General features: G+C 61.7%; 25 protein-coding genes and 1 tRNA gene (1 of these 26 only partly in view). 15 read left to right on the top strand and 11 right to left on the bottom strand.

What is annotated here, in order from left to right:
- Together ACX2DJ_RS05080 and ACX2DJ_RS05075 are read left to right on the top strand one after the other, a co-directional pair.
- Positions 1-814, top strand: partial view of an aspartyl protease family protein gene (locus ACX2DJ_RS05080; RefSeq protein WP_462571351.1) — the 3' portion only. It extends 167 nt beyond the left edge of the window; 814 of the gene's 981 nt are visible here — the last part of the coding sequence; its start codon lies beyond the left edge, outside the window; it ends in the stop codon at positions 812-814.
- Positions 815-877: 63 nt separating this feature from the next.
- On the top strand, positions 878-2,695 hold the full coding sequence (locus ACX2DJ_RS05075) for an ABCB family ABC transporter ATP-binding protein/permease (protein WP_462571349.1): 1,818 nt from the start codon (positions 878-880) through the stop codon (positions 2,693-2,695).
- A gap of 12 nt (positions 2,696-2,707) precedes the next feature.
- Here the strand turns inward: ACX2DJ_RS05075 and ACX2DJ_RS05070 are convergent, their stop codons facing one another.
- The 5 genes from ACX2DJ_RS05070 to ACX2DJ_RS05050 all read right to left on the bottom strand — a co-directional run bounded on the left by ACX2DJ_RS05070 (position 2,708) and on the right by ACX2DJ_RS05050 (position 8,478).
- Positions 2,708-5,557 carry a M16 family metallopeptidase gene (locus ACX2DJ_RS05070; RefSeq protein WP_462571348.1) on the bottom strand — a complete coding sequence of 950 codons (2,850 nt, stop codon included), beginning with the start codon at positions 5,555-5,557 and terminating at the stop codon, positions 2,708-2,710.
- Positions 5,558-5,659: 102 nt separating this feature from the next.
- Positions 5,660-6,067 carry an ACT domain-containing protein gene (locus ACX2DJ_RS05065; RefSeq protein ID WP_462571347.1) on the bottom strand — a complete coding sequence of 136 codons (408 nt, stop codon included), beginning with the start codon at positions 6,065-6,067 and terminating at the stop codon, positions 5,660-5,662.
- On the bottom strand, positions 6,064-7,365 hold the full coding sequence (gene hslU / locus ACX2DJ_RS05060; protein WP_462571346.1) for an ATP-dependent protease ATPase subunit HslU: 1,302 nt from the start codon (positions 7,363-7,365) through the stop codon (positions 6,064-6,066). Before hslU ends, ACX2DJ_RS05065 begins: the two co-directional genes overlap by 4 nt.
- A 14-nt stretch (positions 7,366-7,379) precedes the next feature.
- The gene (gene hslV / locus ACX2DJ_RS05055) at positions 7,380-7,952 is read right to left on the bottom strand and encodes an ATP-dependent protease subunit HslV (protein WP_462571345.1); all 573 of its coding nucleotides are present in this window, start codon (positions 7,950-7,952) and stop codon (positions 7,380-7,382) included.
- 49 nt (positions 7,953-8,001) lie between these two features.
- Positions 8,002-8,478, bottom strand: coding sequence for an outer membrane protein assembly factor BamE (locus ACX2DJ_RS05050; RefSeq protein WP_462571344.1), 477 nt, complete (start codon positions 8,476-8,478; stop codon positions 8,002-8,004).
- Between the two features lie 183 nt (positions 8,479-8,661).
- Between ACX2DJ_RS05050 and ACX2DJ_RS05045 the strand changes: the two genes are divergently transcribed.
- Positions 8,662-9,192: a ubiquinol-cytochrome C chaperone family protein gene (locus ACX2DJ_RS05045; RefSeq protein ID WP_462571343.1), complete on the top strand. Its 531-nt coding sequence runs from the start codon at positions 8,662-8,664 to the stop codon at positions 9,190-9,192.
- Positions 9,189-9,722, top strand: a complete 534-nt coding sequence (locus ACX2DJ_RS05040; protein WP_462571342.1) for a YceD family protein — start codon at positions 9,189-9,191, stop codon at positions 9,720-9,722. Before ACX2DJ_RS05045 ends, ACX2DJ_RS05040 begins: the two co-directional genes overlap by 4 nt.
- Positions 9,723-9,768: 46 nt before the next feature.
- Here the strand turns inward: ACX2DJ_RS05040 and ACX2DJ_RS05035 are convergent, their stop codons facing one another.
- Positions 9,769-10,869, bottom strand: a complete 1,101-nt coding sequence (locus ACX2DJ_RS05035; protein WP_462572555.1) for a fatty acid desaturase family protein — start codon at positions 10,867-10,869, stop codon at positions 9,769-9,771.
- 160 nt (positions 10,870-11,029) lie between these two features.
- Here ACX2DJ_RS05035 and ACX2DJ_RS05030 point away from each other — a divergent pair, with 160 nt between their 5' ends.
- Entirely contained in the window at positions 11,030-12,190 is a 1,161-nt protein-coding gene (locus ACX2DJ_RS05030; protein ID WP_462571341.1) for an N-acetyltransferase, read from the top strand.
- A 298-nt stretch (positions 12,191-12,488) separates the two neighbouring features.
- Positions 12,489-13,280 (top strand): response regulator, encoded by a 792-nt coding sequence (locus tag ACX2DJ_RS05025; protein WP_462571338.1) that lies wholly within the window; start codon positions 12,489-12,491, stop codon positions 13,278-13,280.
- 5 nt (positions 13,281-13,285) lie between these two features.
- On the opposite strand, the gene ACX2DJ_RS05020 is transcribed toward ACX2DJ_RS05025, so the two are convergent.
- Entirely contained in the window at positions 13,286-14,968 is a 1,683-nt protein-coding gene (locus ACX2DJ_RS05020) for a CHASE domain-containing protein (protein WP_462571337.1), read from the bottom strand.
- A 131-nt stretch (positions 14,969-15,099) separates the two neighbouring features.
- Here ACX2DJ_RS05020 and ACX2DJ_RS05015 point away from each other — a divergent pair, with 131 nt between their 5' ends.
- Both ACX2DJ_RS05015 and ACX2DJ_RS05010 read left to right on the top strand, forming a co-directional pair.
- Entirely contained in the window at positions 15,100-15,297 is a 198-nt protein-coding gene (locus ACX2DJ_RS05015; RefSeq protein ID WP_462571335.1) for a NepR family anti-sigma factor, read from the top strand.
- Positions 15,297-15,905, top strand: coding sequence for a sigma-70 family RNA polymerase sigma factor (locus tag ACX2DJ_RS05010; protein WP_462571334.1), 609 nt, complete (start codon positions 15,297-15,299; stop codon positions 15,903-15,905). Before ACX2DJ_RS05015 ends, ACX2DJ_RS05010 begins: the two co-directional genes overlap by 1 nt.
- Positions 15,906-15,952: 47 nt before the next feature.
- Here the strand turns inward: ACX2DJ_RS05010 and ACX2DJ_RS05005 are convergent, their stop codons facing one another.
- Together ACX2DJ_RS05005 and ACX2DJ_RS05000 are read right to left on the bottom strand one after the other, a co-directional pair.
- Positions 15,953-16,564 carry a superoxide dismutase gene (locus ACX2DJ_RS05005; protein ID WP_462571333.1) on the bottom strand — a complete coding sequence of 204 codons (612 nt, stop codon included), beginning with the start codon at positions 16,562-16,564 and terminating at the stop codon, positions 15,953-15,955.
- Between the two features lie 114 nt (positions 16,565-16,678).
- Positions 16,679-17,932 (bottom strand): dicarboxylate/amino acid:cation symporter, encoded by a 1,254-nt coding sequence (locus tag ACX2DJ_RS05000; protein WP_462571332.1) that lies wholly within the window; start codon positions 17,930-17,932, stop codon positions 16,679-16,681.
- Between the two features lie 94 nt (positions 17,933-18,026).
- On the opposite strand from ACX2DJ_RS05000, the gene glmM reads away from it, so the two are divergent.
- Genes glmM through thiD form a run of 3 tightly spaced genes read left to right on the top strand, consistent with a single transcriptional unit; the run spans position 18,027 to position 20,394 of the window.
- Positions 18,027-19,364: a phosphoglucosamine mutase gene (gene glmM, locus ACX2DJ_RS04995; RefSeq protein ID WP_462571331.1), complete on the top strand. Its 1,338-nt coding sequence runs from the start codon at positions 18,027-18,029 to the stop codon at positions 19,362-19,364.
- Positions 19,364-19,588, top strand: a complete 225-nt coding sequence (locus ACX2DJ_RS04990) for a DUF1272 domain-containing protein (RefSeq protein WP_462571330.1) — start codon at positions 19,364-19,366, stop codon at positions 19,586-19,588. Before glmM ends, ACX2DJ_RS04990 begins: the two co-directional genes overlap by 1 nt.
- A complete protein-coding gene (thiD, locus tag ACX2DJ_RS04985) occupies positions 19,585-20,394 on the top strand; it encodes a bifunctional hydroxymethylpyrimidine kinase/phosphomethylpyrimidine kinase (protein WP_462571329.1) in 810 nt (269 codons plus the stop codon). The genes ACX2DJ_RS04990 and thiD overlap by 4 nt, the downstream gene beginning before the upstream one ends.
- Before the next feature lie 7 nt (positions 20,395-20,401).
- Here the strand turns inward: thiD and ACX2DJ_RS04980 are convergent, their stop codons facing one another.
- Complete coding sequence (locus tag ACX2DJ_RS04980) at positions 20,402-21,280, bottom strand: LOG family protein (protein WP_462571327.1); 879 nt, start codon at positions 21,278-21,280, stop codon at positions 20,402-20,404.
- A 139-nt stretch (positions 21,281-21,419) separates the two neighbouring features.
- Between ACX2DJ_RS04980 and ACX2DJ_RS04975 the strand changes: the two genes are divergently transcribed.
- Both ACX2DJ_RS04975 and ACX2DJ_RS04970 read left to right on the top strand, forming a co-directional pair.
- Positions 21,420-22,493, top strand: a complete 1,074-nt coding sequence (locus ACX2DJ_RS04975) for a phosphotransferase family protein (RefSeq protein ID WP_462571326.1) — start codon at positions 21,420-21,422, stop codon at positions 22,491-22,493.
- A gap of 4 nt (positions 22,494-22,497) precedes the next feature.
- On the top strand, positions 22,498-23,589 hold the full coding sequence (locus tag ACX2DJ_RS04970; protein ID WP_462571325.1) for an Rv3169 family protein: 1,092 nt from the start codon (positions 22,498-22,500) through the stop codon (positions 23,587-23,589).
- A gap of 47 nt (positions 23,590-23,636) precedes the next feature.
- Here ACX2DJ_RS04970 and ACX2DJ_RS04965 read toward each other — a convergent pair.
- Positions 23,637-23,710, bottom strand: a tRNA-Gln gene (locus ACX2DJ_RS04965).
- A 171-nt stretch (positions 23,711-23,881) separates the two neighbouring features.
- Here ACX2DJ_RS04965 and ACX2DJ_RS04960 point away from each other — a divergent pair.
- Together ACX2DJ_RS04960 and ACX2DJ_RS04955 are read left to right on the top strand one after the other, a co-directional pair.
- Positions 23,882-25,150 (top strand): Ppx/GppA phosphatase family protein, encoded by a 1,269-nt coding sequence (locus tag ACX2DJ_RS04960; RefSeq protein ID WP_462571324.1) that lies wholly within the window; start codon positions 23,882-23,884, stop codon positions 25,148-25,150.
- Positions 25,147-25,815, top strand: coding sequence for an RlmE family RNA methyltransferase (locus ACX2DJ_RS04955; protein ID WP_462571323.1), 669 nt, complete (start codon positions 25,147-25,149; stop codon positions 25,813-25,815). Before ACX2DJ_RS04960 ends, ACX2DJ_RS04955 begins: the two co-directional genes overlap by 4 nt.
- The last annotated feature ends 65 nt before the right edge of the window (positions 25,816-25,880 follow it).

Here is a 25,880-nt window from a genome sequence, read left to right as displayed (position 1 = left end):
CCGGTTCCAGCGCTATACGATACCGGTCACAATCGACGGGATCGGGCCTTACAATTTCATGATCGATACCGGCTCGCAGGCGACTGCGGTTACAGAACGGGTGACACGCCAGATTTTGCTGCCGTCGCTTGGACCGGCAACGGTAGTCGGGATGGCCAGTCGGCGTACAGTCGAACTGGTCGAGCTCGACCAACTTGAAGTCGGTAAACGTACCATCGGCGGGATCGCGGCTCCGGTGCTGCAGCGCCAGCATGTTGGTGCCGATGGCATTATCGGCCTCGATACCTTGCAGGATTTCCGGGTCGTGATCGATTTTCGAAACGAGACGATTTCGGTCTCGGATGCGCATGAGAAATCGAGCGACCGTGGCTTTGAGATCATCGTGAGGGCGCGCAACAAGCTGGGGCAGTTGCTTATAACCGATGCGATAATCGAGGGAGTCCATGCCACCGTGATCATCGATACCGGGGCACAAACGAGCCTGGGCAATCTGGCGCTGCGCGAACGCATCCGTTCGCGGCGGGCTGCCGAAATGATCGAAACGACCGATGTCAATGGCGTGGCGCTGCTCAGCGAGCTGAGCTATGTACGATCGCTCAAAATCAACGGTTTCGAATTGGCCAATGTCCCGATCACCTATGCCGATACGCCAGCCTTTGAAGCTCTGGGCTTGACCGACCGCCCGGTGCTTTCGCTGGGGATGCGGCATCTCCAGCTGTTCGACAGGATCGCAATCGATTTCGCCAAGCGGCAAATCCTGTTTGACCTGCCGCGCGAGGCACAGCTCCGCAATCGCACGTCCTCGCGCATCTGACCGCACACCTTGGCAAAACCCATGCTTGCCTAGCCGGACGCTTGCCCCCACATGGGGCAAGCGATGCCACCCGACACCGAGGATAACCGCCCGCTCGAGGCCGATGGCTGGCACACCCTGCGGCGATTCCTTCCCTATTTGTGGCCGCGCGACAATCCCGCACTGAAACGCCGCATCATTGCCGCGATGGCATTCGTGCTGGCAGCCAAGGGCGTTACGCTGGCCCTTCCCTTCGCCTATAAATATGCCGTCGATGCGATGGCCACGCCCACCAGCGAGAGCGCGATGGTCGCACTGGCCCTGGTGCTGGCATACGGGCTGGGGCGATTTACTGCTGTCGCTTTCGACAATCTGCGCAATATCGCCTTTGAACGGGTCGGGCAGATCGCCACATTACACCTGGCGCAGGATGTGTTCCGCCGCCTCCACCGTTTGTCTCTGCGGTTTCACCTGGACCGGCGCACCGGCGAAGTGACCAAGGTGATCGAGCGCGGCACCAAAAGCATCGACACGATGCTCTACTTCCTGCTTTTCAACATCGCGCCAACCGCGATCGAACTGATTGCCGTGGGTGTGATTTTCTACATCAATTTCGGGTGGGAACTGGTCGCGGCGACCGGCCTCGCGGTTGTATCCTATATCCTGACAACCCGCTGGATCACCGAATGGCGCACCAAGCTGCGCCGCGAGATGAACGAACTCGACGGCAGGGCATTGCACCGCGCGGTCGATTCGCTGCTCAATTACGAGACAGTGAAATATTTTGGCGCCGAAGCTCGCGAGCAGGCCCGCTATGGCCAGGCTGCGAGCGCCTATGCCGAAGCCGCGATCAAGAGCGAGAACTCGCTCGGCCTGCTCAACATCGCGCAAGCGCTGATTACCAACCTGCTGATGGCGGGCGCAATGGCCTATACAGTATGGGGTTGGAGCCAGGGGCAGCTGACCGTGGGCGATCTGGTGTTCGTCAACACTTACCTGCTGCAGCTGTTCCGCCCGCTCGACATGCTGGGATTCGTGTACCGTTCCATCCGCCAAGGGTTGGTCGACATGGGCGAAATGTTCAAGCTGATGGATACCGATGTCGAGGTCCAGGATCGCCCCGGAGCGCCGGCGCTGGTGGTCCGCCGCCCGCACATCACCTTTGACCATGTCACCTTCGGCTATGAACCTGACCGCACAATTCTGAACAATCTCAGCTTCGAAGTTCCCGCCGGGGCGAGCGTGGCCATCGTCGGCCCTTCGGGTGCGGGCAAGAGCACGATCGCACGGCTGCTGTTCCGCTTCTACGATCCGCAGGGCGGGCGCATCCTTATCGACGGACAGGATATTGCCTCGGTGACGCAGGAAAGCTTGCGGGCCCACATTGGCATCGTCCCGCAGGACAGCGTGCTGTTCAACGACAGCATCGGCTACAACATCGCCTATGGCAGCGGCGATGCGCGCGAAGAGGATGTGTTCGCCGCTGCACGCGATGCCGCAATCCTGCCTTTCATCGAGCAATTGCCGCAGGGCTTTGCCACCGAAGTTGGCGAGCGTGGGCTCAAGCTGTCGGGCGGCGAGAAACAGCGCGTTGCGATCGCGCGGACGCTAGTGAAGAATCCGCCGATCCTGCTTCTGGATGAGGCGACCAGCGCGCTCGACAGCCGCACCGAACAGGACATCCTGCGGACACTGCGCCGTATTTCACGGGGTCGCACCACCATTGCCATCGCGCACCGCCTTTCGACCATCGCCGATGCCGATCGCATCCTGGTGCTCGATCGCGGCAAGCTGGCCGAGGCCGGGCGGCACTCTGACCTGCTGGCTGCGGACGGACTTTATGCCGACATGTGGGCGCGCCAGGCCGCCGAGCGCGAGACGCAGCCCGAAGCGGCCGAGTAATCCGCCTGCACCCTACTCCGCTTCGTCCGTCGGCTTGCGCAAATCCGGGCTCGACAGGTCGAGCGCGTCAAAGGGGATCACTTCGACATTGCCGCGCAGTGCCTTCAGATCGTCGAGGAAATATTGCGCGTCGCCCACGACCACCAGGGAGGCGCGTGCTGGAGCGAGAAATTCGCCTGCCATCTGCGCGACATCGGCAGTGCTGACGCTGGCTAGCCGATCTGCCACGCGAAATGCTTCTTGCGGTTCGATCCCGCGCAGCATCAGGCTGGCCACGGTGCCGTTGAAGCCGCCGCTGGTCTCAAGGCTGCGCGCCAGTGCCCCGCCCAGGAATAGCCGCCGTTTCTGCAGCGCATCCTCATCAAGCATCTCGCTGCCCAGCAGCGTAAACTGGTCGAAAAACACCGTGGCGACTTCGTCAGGGGTGGTATTCTTGGTTTGTGCCTGCGCGGTCAGCGTCGCTTCGTCAGCACGCGTGTCAAGCGAGCTATAGGCGCCATAGCTGAGCGCACGCTTGGTCCGCACCTCCTCGAACAACCGGCCATTGCTGCCCGAGCCGAGCACCGTATTGGCCAGCCACAGCTTGTAGAAATCTGGATGGTCGCGCGGCAATGCGCGCACGCTCGCGAGCACCGCTGCCTGGCCCGCATCCGGCATGTCGATCACCAGCGTGCGCGGTGCGGGCGCGCTACCTGCAGGGTCGGCCACCGGCTGCGGGATCGGGCGATCCGAGGTCCAACTGCCGAAAAGTTCATTGGCCAGCACATGCGCTTCCCCGGCCGCAAGGCCGCCGCTGATCACGATCCGGGCCGCGCCGGGATGCCAATAGGTCTCGCGGTGGGCGACCAAGTCCTCGCGCGTGATCGCGGGCAGAGAGTTGGGGCTGGCTACCCGGCCATATGGCGCATCGCCATACATCACCCGCGTCGTGACCATGCCGGCAAGCGCGCCCGGATCGGTTAGCGTCGCCACCAATCCGTCCAGCGCCCGCTTGCGCTCGCGTTCGAACTCCTCTTGCGGGAAGCTCGCATTCTGAAGGATGTCGACCATCACCGCCCCGGCCTGCGCGAGGTTCACGGTCGGCGCGGTCAGGCTTACGAAGCTGCCATCGGCGTTTGTGCTGAAGCCCAGGCTGGCGCCAAGCGATTCGAGCGCAGCAGCAATCTCAGTGGCACTGCGGTTCGCGGTACCCTTGTCCGCCACGCTCGCCGCGAGCCCGGCAAGGCCAGCCTTGGCCGCCGGATCACTCGCGTCCCCGCCCGGCAGCACGACGGTGATCGTCGCGATCGGCACGTCGGTGGTCTGCGCAGAGACCAGCGCGATGCCGTTGTCGAGCGTCGTCTCGTCAAACTGCGCGCGCACCATTTCGGGTGCGGCGATCGGCGGTGGCGGCGCCGCGCGCTCGCCCTCGGGCCGTACCGCCAGCGGCTGGCCCGTGGCTGGCGGGACAGATCCGAATTGAGGCATCGGGTTGGGATTGGCATAACTCGACGGGTCATCTTCGCCCGCCGTATAGGTGATCGAGACCTTGCCCTCTGGCCGCAGCCACTGCACCGCCACTCGCTGCACGTCAGCGGCGCTGACCGTAGCGATCTCCTTTAGCCTTTTGTCTGCGGCATCGGGGTCTCCGGTCGAAACCAGCGCCTCGCCCAGTTCAAAGGCCCGGCCCTGTGCGGTCTGGCGCTGCGACAGCGCGGACGCAAAGATCTCGTTCTTAGCCTCGCGCAGTTCCGCCTCGCTGACCGGTTCGCTGCGCACCCGCTCGATCTCGGCGTCGAGTATCGCGCGGGCTTCGCCCACGTCGGTTGCGGGGCTGAGCACGATATAGGACGCAATGAACCCGCCATCCTCGCTCATCTGGTCAAAATGCGCGGCCTCGACGGCCTTGCCGCTGCGCACCAGCGCGCGGTGCAGGCGGCTATTGTCTCCGCGCGCGAGGATCGCCGAAAGCAGCTCGATCGCCGCGGCATCAGGATGAGTGGCCGCTGGCGCCTTCCACAATCCGCCCACCACCGGCAGCGGCACATTAGGCGCGGTGGCGTTGACCGTGCGCGGCACGGTGCGGACCGGTTCCTGGCCTTCAATCTCAAGGCTCACCGGATTTGCCCGCCGCGGGATATCGGCGAAATACTGATCGACCAGACTACGCAGCCGCTCAAGATCGAAATTGCCCGCCACGATCAGCGTCGCAGTGTCAGGCCCGTAATAGGCCTGGTGGAATGCCCGCGCATCTTCGAGCGTGGTTGAATCGAGATCCTCGATAGAACCGATGCCGGGCCGCCGCATCGGCAGCAAGTCAAACGCATTCTCCGAAATCACGAAGCGCTGCAACCTGCCATAGGGCGGCGCAAGCACGCGCTGGCGCAGCTCTTCCTTCACCACGCTGCGCTCCCGCTCGAACACCAGACTGTCAACCACCGGATAGGCCATGCGTTCGCGGTGGGTCCACAACATGGTCTCGAGATATTCGGCAGGCACAGTTTCAAAGTAATTGGTGCGGTCGACCCAGGTCGATGCATTGCGGTTCCCGCCGACATCCTCGGTTAGCTTGTTGATCATGTTGTAGGGCATGTTCAGCGTCTGGCGGCTGAGGATATGCTCGAACAGATGCGCAAAGCCCGAACGGCCTTGCGGATCGTGCTTCGAGCCGACCTCGTACCACAGCGAAGTGGTGACATTCGCAGTCGAATTGTCGGGGATCGCAATTACCTGCAGCCCGTTGCCAAGTACCCAGCGGGTGTACTCGATCTTCGGTGCAGACAGCGCTGGCGCTTCCTCGTCCGCGCTCCCCTGCGCTACCAGCGGTGCGCCCAGGGCCAGCGCTATTGCAGCAGCGCTGGCCATCATCGTGTTTCGGATCATCGGTCAGTCCCCAATTTCGAAAGTTCTCTTCGATAATGGTCTGGACGGGGAAGCGGTTCCAGATCAACCGCTGTGCGCGGATTGTCTGCGAACGGCAGAATCCTATCGACGCGCGTCTTCGCTCAACTGTTGGAGCAGACGCAGCGCGTGCTCGCCCTCAGCGACAGGCACGAACAGGTGATCGTGGTGCCAGGCCGCAATAACATTGCAGGCGATGCCATGTTCGGCCAGTGTGCTGGTTACTGACGCCGTTAGCCCGAAGCCGGTGAGCGAGGAATGCACCATCAAGGTAATCCGCGCGAATGCCGGGCTTTGCTCGCCAAGCTCGCGCGCCACCGTTTCCGGCACGATCGCAGTAACGCCTTCATCTTCGCGGAATGTACCGATTGCCGCGCCCAGCGCCTGCGGCGCGCTGGAGGGATCGACCAGCATGAAACAATAGGCGCGCTCGTCGAGACGCGGCCCCATCTGCGCCAGCATGTCGCGCCGATTGGAGACTGGCTCGGTCAAAGGATATACTTGCTGAGGTCGCTGTTGCCGGCAAGTTCGGCCAGCCGCTCGCGGACATAGGCGGCATCGACCTTCACCGTCTCGCCCGCGTGCTCTTCAGCCTCGAAGCTGATTTCCTCGAGCAGCCGCTCCATCACCGTCTGCAAGCGCCGCGCGCCGATGTTCTCGACGCTTTCGTTCACCTGCGCGGCAATCTTCGCCACTTCCGAGATTGCATCCTCGGTGATGTCGAGCGTGACTTCTTCAGTGCCCAGCAGCGCGCAATATTGCTGCACCAGGTTGGCTCGGGTTTCGGACAGGATACGCACGAAATCCTCTTCCGTCAGCGCACGCAGCTCGACCCGGATCGGCAGGCGGCCCTGAAGTTCGGGCAGCATGTCGGATGGCTTGGCAACATGAAACGCGCCCGAGGCGATGAACAGCACGTGGTCGGTTTTCATCGGGCCGTATTTGGTGGCCACCGTGGTGCCTTCGATCAGTGGCAGCAGATCGCGCTGCACGCCCTCGCGGCTGACGCTGCCACCCCGCACATCCGAAACAGCGATCTTGTCAATCTCGTCCAGGAACACGATGCCATTGGCTTCTGCGTTGCGCAGCGCGGCCTGCGCCACATCGTCCTGGTCAAGCCGCTTGTCGGCCTCTTCGTCGACCAGCCGGTCCCACGCATCGGGCACCTTTAATTTGCGCCGCTTGGTCGGCTTGCGGCCCATCGCCTTGCCGAACATGTCCGACAAGTCGATCATGCCGACATTGCCGCCCATATTGCCCATGTCGAAGGGCATTTGCGGCGCTTCTTCAACGTCGATTTCAACTTCGACATCGTTCATTGCATTCTGCACGATCCGCTCACGAAAGGCCTCACGCGTCGCTTCCGAAGCGTTCTCGCCCACCAGCGCGTTGAGCAGCCGGTCCATCGCCGCCTTGCTGGCAGCCTCGCGCACCGCCTCGCGGCGACGCTCTTTTTCCAGCCGGATCGCCTCCTCGGCCAGGTCGCGCGCGATCTGTTCGACATCGCGCCCGACATAGCCGACCTCGGTGAACTTGGTCGCCTCGACTTTGACGAAAGGCGCATTGGCAAGCTTCGCCAGGCGGCGGCTGATCTCGGTCTTGCCGCAGCCCGTAGGGCCGATCATCAGGATGTTCTTGGGCGTCACCTCGTCGCGCAATTCGGGCGAGAGCCGCTGGCGCCGCCAGCGGTTGCGCAGCGCGACGGCGACCGCGCGCTTGGCATCCTTTTGCCCGATGATATGCTCGTCAAGCGCGGCGACGATCGCCTTGGGGGTTAGGGAATCGGTCATTTTGCTGGACAGTCTCAGATTTCTTCGAGGGTCACATTGCCATTGGTGAAGACACAGATATCGGCCGCAACCTGCATCGCCTTGCGCGCAATCACTTCCGGATCGTCTTCATAATCGGCCAGCGCGCGGGCGGCGGCGAGCGCAAAATTGCCACCCGATCCGATCGCAGCGATTCCGCCCTCGGGTTCGAGCACGTCGCCATTTCCGGTCAGCACCAGCAGTACATCCTTGTCCGCCACGATCATCAATGCTTCGAGGTTGCGCAAATACTTGTCGGTACGCCAGTCCTTGGCCAGCTCCACTGCGGCGCGCAGCAGCTGCCCGGAATATTGCTCGAGTTTCTTTTCCAACCGCTCGAACAGGGTGAAGGCATCGGCAGTCGCACCCGCGAAACCGGCGATCACCTTGCCTTTTTCGGGGCCGCCTTCACCAAGGCGCCGGACCTTGCGCGCATTGGGCTTCATCACCGTATTGCCCATTGAAACCTGGCCGTCGCCCGCGATCACGGTGCGCTTGCCGCGCTTCACGCCAATGATGGTGGTGCCATGCCACTGGATGAGGCCGTGGCTTTCGTTTTGATTGCTCATGCCGAGCGATATGGGGAGCGCCAAGCTCCGGTCAAGCAATGCGGCGAGCTCAAGGGCCGCCGGGGCCGCCTGGGGCGCCGCCGGCACCCGGTGCGCCGACCTGGCCGATATTACCGAACAAATCCTCCAGAAAGCCGCGCTCGCGGCCCAGTGTCGGGGTCTTGTCGCCATCGGGCGTAAAGAAGGCCACCTGCTCAATCCCGCTGCGTTCGGCAGAAATGACATTGCCCGCCTCGTCAAACTGCACTGCCAGCACAGAATGCGACTTTATCTGAGGGCGCACGAACGGTCGCCGCCCGGTAACGCTTGAGACGTAATACCAGATCGGCTGGCCATATTCGCTTGTGAAGCTGGGCCGTCCCAGCGCCATTTCGACCGAGCGCTGGTTGTCGATCCCCGGCTGGATGGCATCAACCAGCAGCGCGTCAACCACATAGCCGCGTGATTCGCGAATTGACGTGCAGCCCGTCACGCCGATCCCCAGTGCCGCCACCAAGGCAATCTTGAACGCCGTCGTCCTATCCATCCGAAACGCAAACCTTCTTTGCTTCGGGCGCCGACGCGCATTGCCCGCGCCGCAACCCATCCTATATGTTCGGCCATAAGCCTTACGGCGATGGCGCGCAGCTTGCAACGCCGCGTGTTGCCGCCATTGGGCATAGCGAATTGAATTGCGGCTGAACGCCGCCACCACGGAGCTTTTCAGGCCATGTCCTTCCTTGCCAGACTGTTCGGCACCGCCCCGGACCCGCGCGAAACGATGCGCCCATTGTGGCACAAGGTGGTGGAGCTGGCGCGCGATCCGCAGTGGTATGCCGGTTGCAAGGTGGCCGATACCGTTGGCGGACGCTTCGACATGATCACGGCCATACTTAGTACGGTTGTGGTGCGGCTAGAGACGGCCGGTCAACACAGCGAAGGCGCGCTATTGTGCGAATTCTTTGTCGAGGACATGGATGGGCAATTGCGCGAGTTCGGCATCAACGATGTTGTGGTCGGCAAGCATATCGGCCGACTGATGAGCGTGCTCGGCGGAAGGCTGGGTGCCTACCGCCCGGCGCTGGCAGCCGGAGATACGGCCAGGCTCGAAGCATCGATTGAACGCAATGTCAGCTTTACCGAAGGCGGATCACCCGCCTGCGTGGCCAAGCGGTTGCAGCGATTTCACGGCCAGCTCGCTGCGCTCCCGGCGGAAGCGGTGGTTGCGGGCGAGTTTGGGCTTGAGGATGCAATACCATGAGCGCGAGCGAATTCTCGCGCACCGTCAAACTGCGCCCACTGCCGGCGGCCCCGCTGGTGATCGAGGCGAGTGAAGCAGAACGCGCTGCGCTGGCGAACCGGTTTGGCCTGCCCCGAATCGATGCACTTACAGCCAGCGTCGATCTGGAGCAGCATGGCAAGGCGGTGCATGCCACCGGTCGGCTCGAAGCCAGGATCGTCCAGACCTGCGCCATTTCAGGCGAGGAATTTCGCACCGCGATTACCGAACCGCTGGCGCTGCGCTTCGTTGAAGAAGGCAGAGTGGACCCCGCTCTGCTGCGCGATGACGAAATCGAGATCGAGCTCGCTGCCGACGATCTCGACGAGATCGAGTATGCGGGTGACAGTTTCGACCTGGGTGAAGCGGTGGCCCAATCGCTGGGCTTGGCGATCGATCCCTATGCCGAAGGCCCCAATGCCGAACGCGTGCGGCAGGAAGCCGGTATCAGCAGCGACGATGCGCCTTCGGGGCCGCTGGCTGAAGCGCTTAAGGGATTGAAGCGGAACTGATCACTATAATGCAGGAGCGCTGAGGTAGCCGCATGGGCTGACCGCATTACGGCCTTGATGGCCTTGCGCCCATGGTACTGCGCGCGATCCGCCCTACCAGTTCGATCATGCCGCTGTGATTCGCCCCGTCATAGGTCGAGTTCAGGCCCAGTTCTGCCTTCAGCCGCCGGTGTGCCTCGGGCAGCGCATGATAGGGCATTGAAGGCATCAGGTGGTGCAGAGCGTGATAGCGCAGGCCCACTGGCGCCCATATCTCTGCGGCCAGGCCAGGTGGCGGCACGTTCACGCTGTCGAGGAATTGCGCGGTCACCGTCATCGGTTTGCCGTCATTCTCCCACAGATGCGCAACCAGTGTGCGCAATTGGTTGAGTACTGCGGTAAGCGAAACGATCGCCAGCGCGATCAGCAGCGGACGCCAGCCGATAAACTGCGTGCTGCCGATCAATACCCATGCCCACACGAAACCGCCCAGTTCCAGCCAGAATACACGATTTGCAAAGGCGCCTTCTGGCGGCTTGCGACGGAAATCAGGATTGATCATCAACGCCGAGGCCCGCTCCCAAAACATCTTGCGCAGCGGGGGGATTATCGCCCCCAGCGGTACCAGTATGGCAAAGCGCAGCAGCAGGCCGATCGGTGCGAGCAATGCAATCAGCACAAAGCTTGGCAGGCTCCACGGCTTCATCAACGCCAGCGGAAGATATTCGGGATCCTCGACCGTCCCGTATTGCGTACGCTTGTGATGCAGGGTGTGGACCCCTTCATACATGAAGCTGGGCACCAGCATCGGGATTCCGACCAGCAGGTTCCATGCAGTGCGGAAACCAGGCAGCGCATCGCGGTGGATATGGGTCAGTTCGTGGATGAACATCAGCGCACGATAAAGCGCCAGTGCGGACACGATCCCAAGCGCCACCGCGATCGCGGTGTTCTGCACCAGAATGGCCCCGGCCAGCGCGCCATAGCCCAAGCCTGCAGACAGCAGCATATCGGGCCAGTACCACGCACCACTCGCCTGCCCCAGATCCCTGGTCAGGTCTCGCGCTACACGCAGCATATCCTTGTCATCGCTGCTTATGAACTGCGCACGCGTGGCTGGCACTCTTGAGGTGTCGGACACTGCGCCGGGATCGAATGTCTGTTCCATCATCAATTCTCTGTTTCGCCTGCGCCTTACAGCAAAACGGCGGGCGAGGACAAACGCGACTTGTTGGCAAGAGTGATCGAATGGCTTGCTTAAGCGACATTCTCTCACCACACATTGACGCACCGCAAAATGGATTGGGCAATCTGAACGGGACATGCATGTGAACGCGAGCGATATAGTAGTAGAGCCGGTGAGCGGCAAGCGCGGGCGCGCGGCGTTTGTTGATCTTGGGCGCAGCTTTGCCACACGGGAACCGCATAGCGTACCGCAATTGCGCAGCGAACAAATCGAACTGATCGATCCAGGCCGCAACCCTTTCTTCGGGCATGGGCGCGCCGAGTTTTTCATTGCTAGTCGCGGCGGCAAGCAGCTGGGGCGGATCTCCGCGCATATTGACGAGCTCGCCCTGCAAATGCCGCCGGAGCAGGGTTTTGGTCCGGGCACCGGGATGTTCGGCTATTTCGATGCCGAGGACGAAGCCGCTGCCCACGCGCTGCTCGCAGCAGCCGAAGCATGGCTGCGCGATGAAGGCATGATCCGCGTGCTCGGCCCCATTTCGCTGTCAGTCTGGGAAGAACCCGGCTTGCTGGTGCGGGGGCAGGATCACGCGCCGATGATCATGATGGGGCATCATCCGGCGCAGTATCGCGGCTGGATCGAAAGCTATGGCTTTGAACATGCCAAATCGCTGCTCACCTACGATCTCGACGTAACAAGGGAATTTCCGCCGCTGATCCAAAGGATCGTCAAATCGGGCGAACGCAACGAGCGCATTCGCGTGCGTCCGGTCGAAAAGAAGCGCTGGGACGAGGAAGCCGCGGTGGTGCTCGACATCCTCAACGATGCCTGGTCGAGCAATTGGGGTTTCGTGCCGTTCACGACGGAAGAGGTTGCCTATGCAGGCAAGAAATTGCGCCCGATCATCTTCGAGCCACTCAACATGATCGCGGAACTGGACGGCAAACCGGTGGCCTTCATGCTGACTTTCCCTGACATCAATCAGGTGCTCAAACGCATCGATGGGAAGCTCTTTCCGCTGGGTTGGTTCCATTTGCTGCGCTGGCTTCGCCATCCCAAGGATGCAGGAATGCGCGTGCCGCTGATGGGTGTGAGGAAGGAATTGCACAATAGTCGCGTCGCGAGCCAGCTTGCCTTCATGATGATCAGCCAGATCCGCCGCAATGCCGCGGCCATCTATGGCTCGAAGCGCGGCGAGATCGGCTGGATCCTGGATGACAACCGGGGAATGGTGGCAATCGCCGATTCGATCGACAGCAAGATCAACCGTGAATATGTTGTATTCGAGAAAACGCTCGGTTGACGCGCCGACGAATGAACAGTTCACGAAAAAGGCCTCCGTCATGAGGGACGGAGGCCTTCGGGATTGCATCACCGACGCTTGGACGGGAGGGGGTCGCGGCGGTGATATTGAAGAAATGACGCAAATCCAGCTCGGTTCCCCGGCTTTGAAAAAATTTTTTGCGCCTACCTGCGTGGTACCTGTTGGAACCGGCCAGCGAACATTGGATAAGCCTTGGCCGCAAACTATCCAGCTTCGGTCAAGGAACATACTTCCGCCAAATTCGTTGGATGCGATGCACCGTTCGGGAAGGGACACAATGTCGTTGAGCACTCAGATTGCCGCAAATCTCCCCTATTTGCGCCGCTATGCCCGCGCACTGTGCGGCTCGCAGGAGAGCGGGGACAATTTCGTTCGCGCTACGCTGCAAGCGGCCCTGGCCGACGATGAACTCAAGGCTAGCCTGGCCGGAGGCCGCGTCCCGCTCTACCGCGCGTTCACGAGATTGTGGTCCTCTATTGCCGGAGGTGCTGCAACATCGGGGAGTGCGGGCGGGCGCGAAGGCGCCGCGCAGGCCATGCTCGGGGCTGTCACCCCGCTCAACCGGCAGGCATTGTTGCTGACAACGCTGGAAGAGTTCAGCCCTTCGCAGACAGGCGAGATTCTGGGTATTTCCACCGCAGAGGTCGAACAGCTGGTAGACGAAGCGGTGGCAGAGATCGACCGTGAATCCGTAACCAGCGTGCTGATTATCGAGGACGAACCGCTGATCTCAATGCAGCTTGAAGGCCTCGTCAAATCGCTCGGCCACGATGTATTCGCGACCGCCGCCACCCGCACTCAGGCACGCGATGCTGTGGCCGAAGCCATGCCCGGCCTGGTGCTGGCCGACATCCAGCTTGCCGACGGCTCATCGGGCCTCGACGCGGTCGACGACATACTTGCCATCGCGAAGGTGCCTGTAATCTTCATCACTGCATACCCCGAACGGCTGCTGACCGGGGATCGGCCCGAACCAACCTATCTTGTCACCAAACCGTTCCAGGAACGCAGCATCCGCACCACGATCAGCCAGGCTCTGTTCTTCAGGGAAAACACACCGGCTGCCTGAGGTTCTCAGTCAATCAGCCGGGCCAGTCGCTCGCGGATCTGGAAGGCGCTGCGAACCCGCACCGGCACGCGCAGGGTGCAAGTTACCCCCTCAGGTTCGAACTGCAAATCGACCGGCTGGCGCAGTTCGTGTGCGACAATCTTCTCGATCAGATCGGTTCCGAAACCTCGCTTGCGATCCTGATCGACAGGCGGGCCGCCACGCTCCTGCCAACGCACCAGCACCAGATCATCGCGCTCGCGTTGCCAGTCTATAGTAACACGTCCCCCAGGTTCGCTAAGCGCGCCATATTTCGCCGCATTGGTGGTCAATTCGTGTACCGCAAGCCCCAGCGACAGCGCATCATTGGGGGCGAGTTCAATTTCGGGGCCCTCCAGCCTGATATTGGCATCTGCCCCGGCATAGGGAGCTATCTCAGCTTCGATCACGGAGCGGACAGGGGTGGTGCCCCAATCGGATTGGGTAAGCAGATCGTGTGTGGCGGAAAGCGCCCGCACCCGGCCTTCAAGTCCGTCGACGAATTCATCGAGATCATCGGTCCGCCGCCGTGTCAGCGAGATGATCGACAATATGCTTGCCAGCGTATTCTTGACCCGGTGGTTGAGTTCGCGCGTCAGCGAGTTTCGGATCGAGTTCTGCTCCTCGAAAAAAGCCAGCGAGGCTTCGTCTTCCAGCGCTTGCCGGGTAAGCAAGCGTGCGAGCATCATGAGCAGACTGGCAACCGCAAGCCCGAACAGCAGCGTCGCCATGGAAAGCGGCGAAAGGCTGCCCGTGCGGGCGGATTCGATCTCTATCAGTAACGGATGATTCCCGATGCTGACCTGCTGGACCATCACCTTGCCGGATGTCACCTGCGGGGCATGATTGGCAAGGAGGTTGGCAGGTTCCGCAGGTCCGTCATACAGGCGCACACCCATGTGGCGGTGAGCCGAAATGTCCATCGCCGAACTAAGGAAATACTGCGCATCAAAAGGGCTATAGATGAAGCCCTTTAGCCGTCGGCCTTGCGGGGTTGTTTCGAACACCGGCATAAAGATCAGGAAACCGGCTGCTTCATCATCTCTCTCTTGTGCCAGCACCAGTTTCCCGGTGGCAGTCGGGCGAACAAGGCGCGCTGCTTCATCCATTGCGGCGCGGCGTACCGGTTCGGAATAAAGGTCAAAGCCGATTGCCTGGCGGCTGCGCGGCGTATCAGGCTTTAGAAAGGTAACCGGCACCACAATGTCGCCAGTCGCGCCCGGTGCCCGCCGTACCCTGAATGGCGCGCCAAGCTCTGCGCTGGCTTCGGCTTCGAAAGCCGCAAGCCGTTCAAGCGGTACAACTTCAGCCCAGCCGATCCCTTCCGATCCGCGATCGTCAGCATGCAGCCTGAGTTCGCCAGCAAATCGGCGAAACAATGACAGCGGCACTTCATCCTTGGTCGAGAACAAGGCCGAACCGGCGCGCAGATAAGCCACCGCCACGCTTCCGCGGCGGTCAAGCGCAGAAGCAACCGACAGCGCAACCTCGCGCATGATCGCACGGTCACGTTGGTCCTCGCCCGCCTCGATGGCGACCACGCTGAAGCCGGTGATCATGGCAATTGCAAAGAAGATAGCAAGCGGAGCAGCACGCGGATAGCGCGCCAGCCAGCGCATGGCGCGCGCGCGCCGCAGCCGTTCCGTTGCTGTCTCATCGCTATCACGCATCGCGAATTTGCATTATCCTCCGATCAGGAAGGGAACCATAGAGAGCGACTCTCGTTCCCCTTCCAGTGCCGCACTACCGACACATAGGGGTGCGAGCCAATGGGGCAAAGGTAACACAGCACAGGCACGCGATGGCAGCAGACAAGCACAATCCGGAAAAGTCGCCGCCCAAAAGCGGCGCGCGCCGCGCTGCCTGCAAGCATCGCAGACCCGATTGGGCTGACGGGCTGCGCGCGCTTTACGATTCGGTCGTCGATGAACCTTTGCCAGATAGCTTCAAGGATTTGCTGAACAGGCTTGATGACCCATCCGCGAACGGATCATCCTGATGGCAAGGGACCAGCGCAGTGCCACAGAGATAGCGGATTTCAAGCGTGAGCTGACGGCGGTCATTCCGCATCTTCGCGCTTTTGCGCGCGGATTATGCGGGCGGCCCGATATGGCCGACGACCTGGTTCAGGAAACCATGCTGAAAGCGTGGGCCGCGCAAGAGCGCTTTGAACCCGGCACGTCAATGCGCGCATGGACATTCGTGATCCTGCGCAACGCCTACCTCACCGACATGCGCCGAAACCGATTCCGCGGCGATTATGACGAAACGGTGGCCGAACGCATTCTCACTGCCCCCGCCGGGCAGGAAGATCCGATTCATCTGGCCGATTTGCACCGTGCGCTGCAAACCCTGCCTCCCGAACGTCGCGAGGCGCTGCTGCTCGTGGGTGCGGGCGGATTCTCTTACGAAGAGGCCGCCAATATTTGCGATTGTGCGATTGGAACCATCAAGAGCCGCGTTGGGCGCGCGCGCGCCACGCTCAATGCGATGATGGAAGATGGTTCTATCCCACACAGGTCAAGCAAGGATACAGGCGCGCATCGCGCGATCCTTGAGGAACTTGATGAACTCGCCGCCCGGCAGAAAGCAATCGCCGAAAACTAGCGCCAGGCCAATTCCTGGCGGTCGCAGTATATTGATTTGGCCCGCGCCTATTCGGGATAGGTCCAGATCGAACCGCGCGAGAGATTTTCCGACGCAAAGATCCAGTTGAGCTTCCCGTCGATCACCGCGTCAAGATAGGCCGGGCGCTTGTTCTGGTGATCGAGATAATAGGCGTGCTCCCACACGTCGATCGTCAGCAGTGGGTTGAAGTCACCGTCCGCCAGCGTGTCGCCATCATGGGTTTCCTTGATCGAGAGCCGGCCATCCTTCTCCGCCAGCCAGATCCAGCCGCTGCCGAAATGTCCTGCACCGCGCGTTTTCAACTGCTCTTTCAGGCCATCGAGCGAACCAAACGCCTCATCGATCTTTGCAATCAACTCTTTGGATGGCTCACCGCCATCCGGGCTGAGCGAATGCCAGTAAAAGGCGTGATTCCAGCTTTGCGCGGCGTTGTTGAACAGGCCTTCTTCGGAACCGCGCGCCGCAGCGATGATCTCTTCCAGCGGCTTGCCCATATGCATCGTGCCTTCGATCGCGGCATTGGTCTTGTCGACATAGGCTTTGTGGTGCTTGTCATAATGGTAGGACAGGGTCTCGGCCGAAATGGCCGGTTCAAGCGCGCTTGAATCAAACGGTAGGGGGATAAGCTTGAAAGACATAGTTGCTCCGTTTCTGGCGAAAGATGAAAGAGTTCACCTAATGAACGCACAGATGAGAGCAGGGTTGCACGTTTTAACTTGCAAAGATTGCAATCGGCCGTGAACTGCCTTGGCTCAATCGTGTTTCACACGGTCCACCACGCTCGCCACGGCGACGTTCATCGTGACATTGGCGAGAGTGCGCATGATGTCAGGCAACATCTCAACCGCGACCAGCAAAGCCAGCGGCTCGATCGGCACGCCCATGGCGATGGCGATTGGTCCGATCGAAACGACGAAGCTTATCGATCCGGGCAGGCTGACTGATCCAATGCTGATGATCAGCGCCACCCCGATCCCCGCGATCAGCAAGGTTGGCGTCAAGGCAATTCCAGCCAAATGCGCGACATAGATCGCCACCGCCATATTCATCGCCGGGCTGGTGGCGCGAAAGATCGCCACCGCCAGCGGCAATACGAATTCGGCAATGCTCTGGCGCAGCCCCAACCGCGCCGAGCTGTCGAGCATGGCGGGAAGGCTGGCAAGCGAGCTCTGGGTGGAAACAGCCACCGCCTGCGAAGGCAGGATGGCGCGGGCAAACCTCCAGGGGCTGATCCCGCCAAGCAGCCAGGCCACCAGATATCCACCGACCAACACGAAGCCGCCCATCGCGCTCACAACCAATATGTAATGGCCCAGCGCCGCAAAGGCCCCGCCCCCTGCGCGCGCCGCCACGCCCAGCGCCAACGCGAATACGCCCGCAGGTGCCAGCCACAGCACCCAGCCGATGATCATCAGCATGGCATTGGCAAGCGCATGAAAAAATCCCAGCAAGGTCGCTGATTGCTCCGCCGGAAGCCGGGTGATCGCAACCGCGAACAGGGCAAAGAATATCGTCAGCGGCAGCATGGCCGTTTCCGCCGCAGCGGCGATGACATTGGGCGCGACAAGCGAAGCGACAAAATCCGCCAGCGCGGGCACATCCTGCGCCTGCTGCGGCGTCTCTGCCAAAAAGGCAGAGGCCGAAGCCGGAATTGGCGCAATTTCCAGCAGCAGCGGCATCATGATTGCCGCAATCGCCCCACTTGCGATGAGCACGCCGAATACCAGCAGCAACATGCGCCGCGCTGCCGCACCCGCGCTCGCCGCCGACACTAGCTGCGCAATCCCCAGCACCAGCAAGGCGGCCACGAGCGGGATGATCGTCATCTGGAGCGCGCGCAGCCAAAGGCTACCAAACGGGCTGGTCCATTCGAGCAATGGGCCGATAAGCGACCCTTCAGACAGGGCCATTCCGGCAAGCAAGCCGGCAACAAGTCCGGCAAAGGTCCATCCCACCGGCAGGTGGATCGTCGCCAGTTCGAAGCGGCCTGTCTGTGTCGCGGTCAATTTCTGCCTTTCATGCCCTTCCCTTCGCGCGATAACCGCGCCACAAGCGGCTGGCAATCTGCAGCGCGCAAACCAGGCGGAGACAGCACGAGAGATGGGACGCAAGTTCTTCGGTACAGACGGGATCAGGGGGCGCACCAACGAAGGGGTGATGACCGCCGCCATGGCGATGCGAGTGGGTCAGGCCGCCGGCGCCCATTTCGCACGCGGTGACCACCGGCACCGTGTGGTGATCGGCAAGGACACGCGCCTGTCGGGCTATATGATGGAAAATGCATTGGTGGCCGGGTTCACCAGCGTGGGGATGGATGTTATCCTCACCGGCCCGCTGCCCACGCCTGCCATTGCCATGCTGACGCGCGAAATGCGCGCCGACATGGGCGTGATGATTTCCGCCAGCCATAATCCCTATGAGGACAACGGCATCAAGCTGTTCGGGCCTGACGGGTTCAAGCTGTCCGATACAGACGAAATGGCGATCGAGGCGTTGATCGAGGCCGAGCCCAGGCTGGCCGAGCCGGCGCGGATCGGGCGCGCGCGCCGGGTCGACGATGCGCAGGGGCGCTATATCCACGCGGTCAAGCAGTCGGTCGCGTCCGACATCCGCTTCGACGGCCTGAAGGTGGTGATCGATTGCGCGCATGGCGCGGCCTACCAGGTTGCCCCCACCGCGATCTGGGAGCTGGGCGCCGAAGTTGTCGCAATCGGCGTCAGCCCCAACGGGCTCAATATCAATGCCGGGGTCGGCTCGACCGCGATCGAAGCGCTGCAAGCCCGGGTGCTTGAAGAAGGCGCGGATGTCGGCATTGCGCTCGATGGCGATGCCGACCGGCTGATCGTGGTCGATGAGAAAGGCGCCAAGGTTGATGGCGACCAGCTGATGGCGCTGATCGCCACCCGCATGCTTGAAAAGGGTACGCTCACAGGCGGCGGGGTGGTTGCCACGGTAATGTCGAACCTCGGGCTCGAGCGTTACCTTGCCGGGCTGGGGCTCACGCTCGAGCGGACCAAGGTAGGGGATCGCTATGTGCTCGAACGAATGAAGGAAGGCGGCTTCAACCTTGGCGGCGAGCAATCGGGCCACATGATCCTGCTGGATCATGCGACCACCGGTGACGGCACGGTTGCGGCGCTGCGCGTGCTGGCAGGACTGGTGCGCTCGGGCAAACCGGCCAGTGAGCTGCTGCACCTGTTCGATCCGGTGCCGCAGTTGCTCCGGAATGTACGCTTTAGTGGCGGCGCGCCGCTAGAGCACGCTTCGGTCAAGGCGGTGATTGCAGCGGCCGAGGCGGAGCTGGCAGGCAAGGGACGGCTGGTCATCCGGCCTTCAGGCACCGAACCGGTTATCCGCGTGATGGCCGAGGGTGACGACGCAGCTCAGGTCAAGACCATCGTCGAGCGCATTTGCACCGCAGTGCAGGAGGCTGGGTGATGCTTGAGATGCGGCCCGATTGCGAGCGTTGCGGCGGCGACCTGCCGGCCGAGGTGCCGGGTGCCTTCATCTGTAGCTTTGAGTGCACTTTCTGTGCCACCTGTGCCGAGACGATGGACGATACCTGCCCCAATTGCGGCGGCGAATTGATGGACCGGCCCACCCGCGCCAAGAAGCTGCACCAGAAGTTCCCGCCTTCGACTGAGCGCAAATTCAAGGGATGACTACCAGCCCCCCTCCCCGCATCCTCAGCATCGCCGGTTCGGATTCGTCTGGCGGTGCGGGGATCCAGGCCGATATCAAGACCATCACCATGCTGGGCGGCTATGCGATGACGGCGATCACTGCCGCCACTGCGCAAAACACCGTGGGCGTTCAGGCGATCGTGCCCATGAGCGGCGCCTTCGTAGCGCAACAAATCGCGTCATGTGTTGAGGATATCGGGGTCGATGCGGTCAAGATCGGAATGCTGCATGATCGCGACATTATCGAGCATGTTGCGGCAGCGCTGGATGCCTTGCCCCAAGGCACGCCTGTGGTGCTCGACCCAGTGATGATCGCAACTTCCGGTTCACCGCTGATCGCACCCGATGCCATGGCCGCAATCGAAGACATGCTGTTCAGCCGGGCCACGCTGATCACTCCGAATTTGCCCGAACTTGAGCATATGGCCGAACGCGAACTGCGCGACACGGGGTTGATGGAAAGCGCCGCAGCCCAGCTTGCCCAGGCCTATGGCGCGCATGTGCTGGCCAAGGGGGGGCATACCGATACGAGCCAGGTGATCGACATGCTGGTCGCGCCCGATGGCAAGGCGCTGCAGTACAGCCACAGACGAATTGAGACACGCCATACGCATGGCACCGGCTGCACGCTCTCGGCGGCGATCGCGACCTTGCTGGGCCATGGGCAACCGCTGGAGCACGCGATCACGCTGGCGCGCAATTTCGTCTACCGCGCGATCGAAGCTGCGCCAGGATTCGGTGAGGGCAACGGACCGCTTGGGCACCAGGCAGTGCGCGGCAGCTAGCCCCGAATCAACATTCCAGATCGTAGAATTCGGAAATGTGGCACCAGGCCTCATCTGCGCTCTCGCACCAATGAAACAGATCAAGATCGTCGCGGTTGACCGTGCCTTCCTCTACCAGAGCGTCGAAATTGATCACCCGGCTCCAGAACTCCTTGCCGAACAGCAGCACAGGAATCGGCTTCATCTTGCCAGTTTGAATCAGTGTAAGCAGCTCGAGGAATTCATCGAGCGTTCCAAATCCGCCGGGAAACACCGCCACCGCGCGCGCTCGCAGCAGGAAGTGCATCTTGCGCAGCGCGAAATAGTGGAATTGGAAGCTGAGGCTGGGTGTGACATAGGTATTGGGATATTGTTCGTGCGGCAGCGAAATATTGAGCCCGATCGATTCGGCCCCTGCTTCGCTGGCCCCGCGATTTGCGGCCTCCATGATTGAAGGGCCACCGCCTGAGCAGATAACGAATTGCCGCTTGCCGTTCTCGATAATCGCCAGCTCGCTCACCTGCCGCGCCAGCTTGTAGGCTTCGGTGTAGTATTTCGCCTTGTCGGCCAGCTTCTGCGCGATCGGCTTGCGCACTTCATCCGCCTCTTCAACCAGCCTATCGGCTTCCTCGGGCGAAGGTATGCGTGCCGAACCATACATCACCAGGGTTGAACCGACACCGGCCTCTTCCAGCAACATCTCCGGCTTGAGCAGCTCAAGCTGGAAACGTACCGGGCGCAATTCATCGCGCAGCAGGAACTCGCCATCGGCAAATGCCAGCCGGTAGGTTGGATGGCGGGTTTGCGGCGTGCCGGGATCTTCTGTGTGATCGCGGAAGGGGGCTTCCTGTTCTGCATGGTAGAACTTATGGTCCACCAGCTCGTGTTCTTTGTTTTTCTTGTCCATGTTTAATGGCCTAAGGCGTGCCACCCATGTCCGCAAGCTAAGATCGGCAGGCGGCCTGCAACCTATTGCGAAAACCTCAAAAAGTAGCGTTGCCCACCCCAATGACGCTACATAAGGTCGGGGTCGAGGGAGAATGAGCATGGTGGGATTCCCGTCGCATCCCGGTGAGGTGACAACCGATTGGTTGACCGCACAATTGCGCGATGCCGGAGTGGTTTCAGGCGGTGCGGTAACGGGGCTTCGCTGGGAGCCGATCGGCACCGGGCAAGTGGGTGACAGCGCGCGCTTCCACCTCAGCTACGATGGCTCAGCAAACGGGCCGGCCAGCGTTGCAGGCAAATTTCCGGCCGAAAACCCCACCAGCCGCGGCACCGCTGCCATGCTGGGCCTTTATACCAGGGAAGTACGCTTTTACCGCGAAGTCGCGCCGCAGCTCGATGTGCGCGTGCCGACCACCTATTGCGCCGAAGTAAGCGAGGATGGAGGAGCCTTCATCCTGCTGTTCGAAGACCTGGCGCCGCAGCGCGGGGGCAACCAGCTGGCCGGATGCAGCGTGGAGGATGCCCGCCATGCGATCATGCAGGCGGCCGGCATCCATGCGCCATCGTGGAACAATCCGGCAATCCTTGAACTGGGCTGGCTGCAACCCGATCCGAATGCAACTGCCCAGGTTCGCACGCTATATCCGCAGGCACAGGCTTTGTTTGCCGAGCGTTATGCCGATACGCTGGAACCCGAGTTCATGGCGCTGTGCGAAGCGCTCGCTGCCAGCAACGCCTGGCTATCGCGCGAACATACGCGCATTGGCCTGGTGCACGGCGATTTCCGGCTCGACAACATGCTGTTCGGGATTGGCGCAGGCGCTGAGCCGATCGCCGTGCTTGACTGGCAGACGGTTGGCATCGGCAATCCGCTGACCGACATCGGATATTTCCTCGGCTGTGGAATCGGCGACGAATTGCGCCGGAAGCACGAGCGTGAGTTGCTCGATCTCTATTGTGCCGAGATGACCCGGCGCGGGGTGAAGCTGACACGCGAGGATATCTGGCGCGACTATGTGATTGGCGCTCTGCATGGTGTATCGACGGCGGTGTTCAGTGCCGCATTTGTCGAACGCACCGAGCGCGGTGATGCCAATTTCCTGTCGATGGCGCGCGGTGCCTGTGCATTGGCGCTCGAACATGACAGCATGCGGCTGCTTGAGGAAGGATAAGACAATGGCGCTGAGCAAAGGTGATGACTTTCCGTTGCACCAGACCCCGGAACCGGTCGCCTATTCGGGAACGGATCGCAATTTCTACGACCGTTATTTCTTCAATGGCTACACCCCCGATGGCAGCGGCTTCTTCGCGCTGGCATTTGGCGTCTATCCCCACCTCGATGTGGCAGACGCGCACTTCAGCTTCATCCGCGGCGGCACCCAATATTGCCTTCACGCCAGCTGTGAGCTTGGCGTGGAGCGCATGTCGATGCGCGTTGGCCCGATCGCGATCGAGGTGATCGAGCCGCTGCAACGCCTCAAGGTGACGATTGACGAAACCCATGGGATCGCGGGCGAGTTCACCTTCACCGGGCGAGCTTTCCCGATCGAGGAGCCGCGTTTCACCCACCGCATCGGGCCGCGTGCCTTCATGGACTATACCCGCATGACGCAGAACGGGCATTACGAGGGATGGATTTCGCTCAACGGTGCGCGCGAGGATATGGCGCCCGGCACAATGGGCACGCGCGACCGCAGTTGGGGCATAAGGCCGGTGGGCGCGCGCGACATGCAACCCATGCCCGGCGCCCCGATCCCCAGCTTCTTCTGGCAATGGACGCCAATCAATTTTGCAGGTGGCAGCCTGTTCTTCCACGTCAATAATGACGCACATGGCGAAGCCTGGAATACTCGCGCAGCCTGGGCGGGCGATGGTGCGAGCGCGGACGAGATTGCCGAAGGGGTCGGGTCGATGCGCACCCGGCTCGCGCCCGGCACGCGCTGGCCGGGTGGCGGCACCCTGTCGCTGGCGGTCAGGGGCGCGCCCGAACAGATTACGTTCGAACCGCTCACACGCTTCCAGATGAAGGGGCTGGGCTATACCCACTCCGAATGGGGTCACGGCATGCATCACGGCCCGCTGAGGGTCGAACGTGAGGATATCGATCTTGCCGGGCTCGATCCGCTCGCTCCTGAAAATCTGCATGTGCAGATCTTAACCAGGGCGAACACGCCTGATGACCAGGGGATCGGCGTATTCGAACAGCTGATCATCGGCCCATTCAGCCCGCTGGGGCTCAAAGGCGTTAACGACGCGCAACCGGACTAGGCGGGCAAAACGGCCCGCCCATCAATGCACAGCCGGATCGAAAGGTTTGGATGCCCCGTGAGGATTCGAACCTCAATTGACGGAGTCAGAGTCCGTAGTCTTACCATTAGACGACGGGGCAATCGCCCGTCCGGCCCGAATTGACCGGTTGAGAGCGCAGGGCATCTAGTTTCCGCCAGCGCTCAGGTCAAGGCCCAGCCTGTGAGCGCGCTTGCCCAGCGCGCGTCCACACGCTAGCTAAGGGGCAGGTCCCCGTGCGCTACATGCGGCGGGAGGAAAGAAAGTATTTAATATGGCGGATTCTTCTCCGCCGGACGGAAAAAACAGGGCAGGCCCAAAAAGGGGCGGTAAGTCCGGCAAGGTAGCCGATTTTCGCTACAAGCGCCCCGCCAAGCCCAAGGATAAACGCCCCCCGCGCGGGGCCAATGCGCGCGGCATGGTAGCAGCGAAGCCTGCGAACAGCGATCTCGCTGAAAATCGTGCGAATCGAGGCCAGCCCAAGAAGCCGTTCAACATATCGGGCCCGCGCCCGGGGCAGGCCTATGCGGCAATCGACCTTGGCACCAACAACTGCCGCCTGCTGATCGCCCGTCCTTCGGGAGACGGCTTTACCGTAATCGACGCCTTCAGCCGTGTGGTGAAGCTGGGTGAAGGTTTGGCCAAGGCTGGCAAGCTCAGCGATGCAGCGATGGACCGCACCGTGCAGGCCCTCACCGTGTGTGCTGAAAAGCTGCGCCGCCGCAATGTCCACCTGGCACGCTCGGTCGCCACTGAAGCCTGCCGCCGCGCCGCCAACGGAGCCGATTTTATCGCCCGCGTGCGCGAGGAAACCGGCATCGCGCTAGACATCATCAGCGCAGAAGAGGAAGCGCGCTTGGCGGTGCTCGGCTGCCAGATCCTGCTCGAACCTGGCACCGGGCCTGCAATCATATTCGACATCGGCGGGGGCTCGACCGAACTGGTGCTGCTCGAACAGGGCGGCGGTGTGCCCGAAATGCGTGATTGGCTGAGCGTGCCATGGGGCGTGGTTTCGCTTACCGACACCGTTGGCAAGGTCGAGGGCGATCCGCATGAACGCGCCGCACGCTATGCCGAAATGCGCCGCGTTGTGCGCGACAGCTTTGCCGATTTTGCCGAGCGTATCGCGCCTGCTGCAAAGGCGGAAAAGCTGCGCCTGCTGGGCACCAGCGGAACGGTGACCACACTGGCCAGCCTGCATCTCAAGCTGCCGCAATACGATCGCAATGCGGTTGACGGGTTGATCGTGCCCGCTCAATCCATGCGCGGAATTACAGCCCAACTGTCCGCGCTTTCACCGCAGGAGCGCAGCGAAGTTCCCTGCATCGGGCGCGACCGTGCCGAACTGGTGGTGGCTGGTTGCGCCATCCTGGATTCGATCCTCGACATCTGGCCCGCTACCCGCCTGGGCGTGGCCGATCGCGGAATCCGCGAAGGCATATTGCGCAGCCTGATGGCGCGTGAACTGGCTCACCCGCATCCACTGCATGAGAACCGTCCGGCATGGCCCGCACGCGATCCTTCGCTGGATCGCGCCAAATGAGCCGCTCCGGTCGCAATCCTGACAAGCGGGTCAAGAGCGCCCGCGGGCGCACCGCATCGTCGACCCGCTGGCTTGAGCGCCAGCTCAACGATCCTTATGTCAAGCAGGCCAAGGCAGAAGGCTATCGCAGTCGCGCGGCCTACAAGCTGATCGAGCTGGACGAGAAATTCAGCCTGATCCGCGGCGCCAAGCGCATTGTCGACCTGGGCATTGCGCCAGGCGGCTGGAGCCAGGTGGTGCGCAAGCTAGCTCCGAAAGCCACGGTGGTGGGGATCGACCTGCTACCGACCGAACCGATCGAAGGCGTGACCATCTTCGAGATGGATTTCATGGACGATGGCGCCCCTGCCGCGCTGGAAGAGGCGCTTGGCGGCAAGGCCGATCTGATCCTGTCGGACATGGCGGCGAACACCGTTGGCCACAAGCAGACCGATCATTTGCGCACCATGGGGCTGGTAGAGGCAGGCGCCTGGTTTGCAGTCGAAAATCTTGCCCAAGGCGGCGCCTTCGTGGCGAAGGTGCTGGCCGGCGGCACCGATGACGAGCTGCTGAGGCTGCTCAAATCACACTTCAAATCGGTGAAGCATGCCAAGCCGCCCGCAAGCCGCAAAGGCTCATCCGAATGGTATGTGGTGGCACAGGGCTTCAAGGGCCACCGCGACTAGCGGCCTGCTCCAATAAAAAGGGGCCGCGCGATCAGCTCGCACAGCCCCGAAATTCACGTTGCATG

Source organism: Altererythrobacter chaiwopuensis, assembly GCF_054957755.1.
The sequence above is the reverse complement of the archived record's forward strand: the minus strand, read 5'-3'. Positions and strand labels throughout refer to the sequence as shown.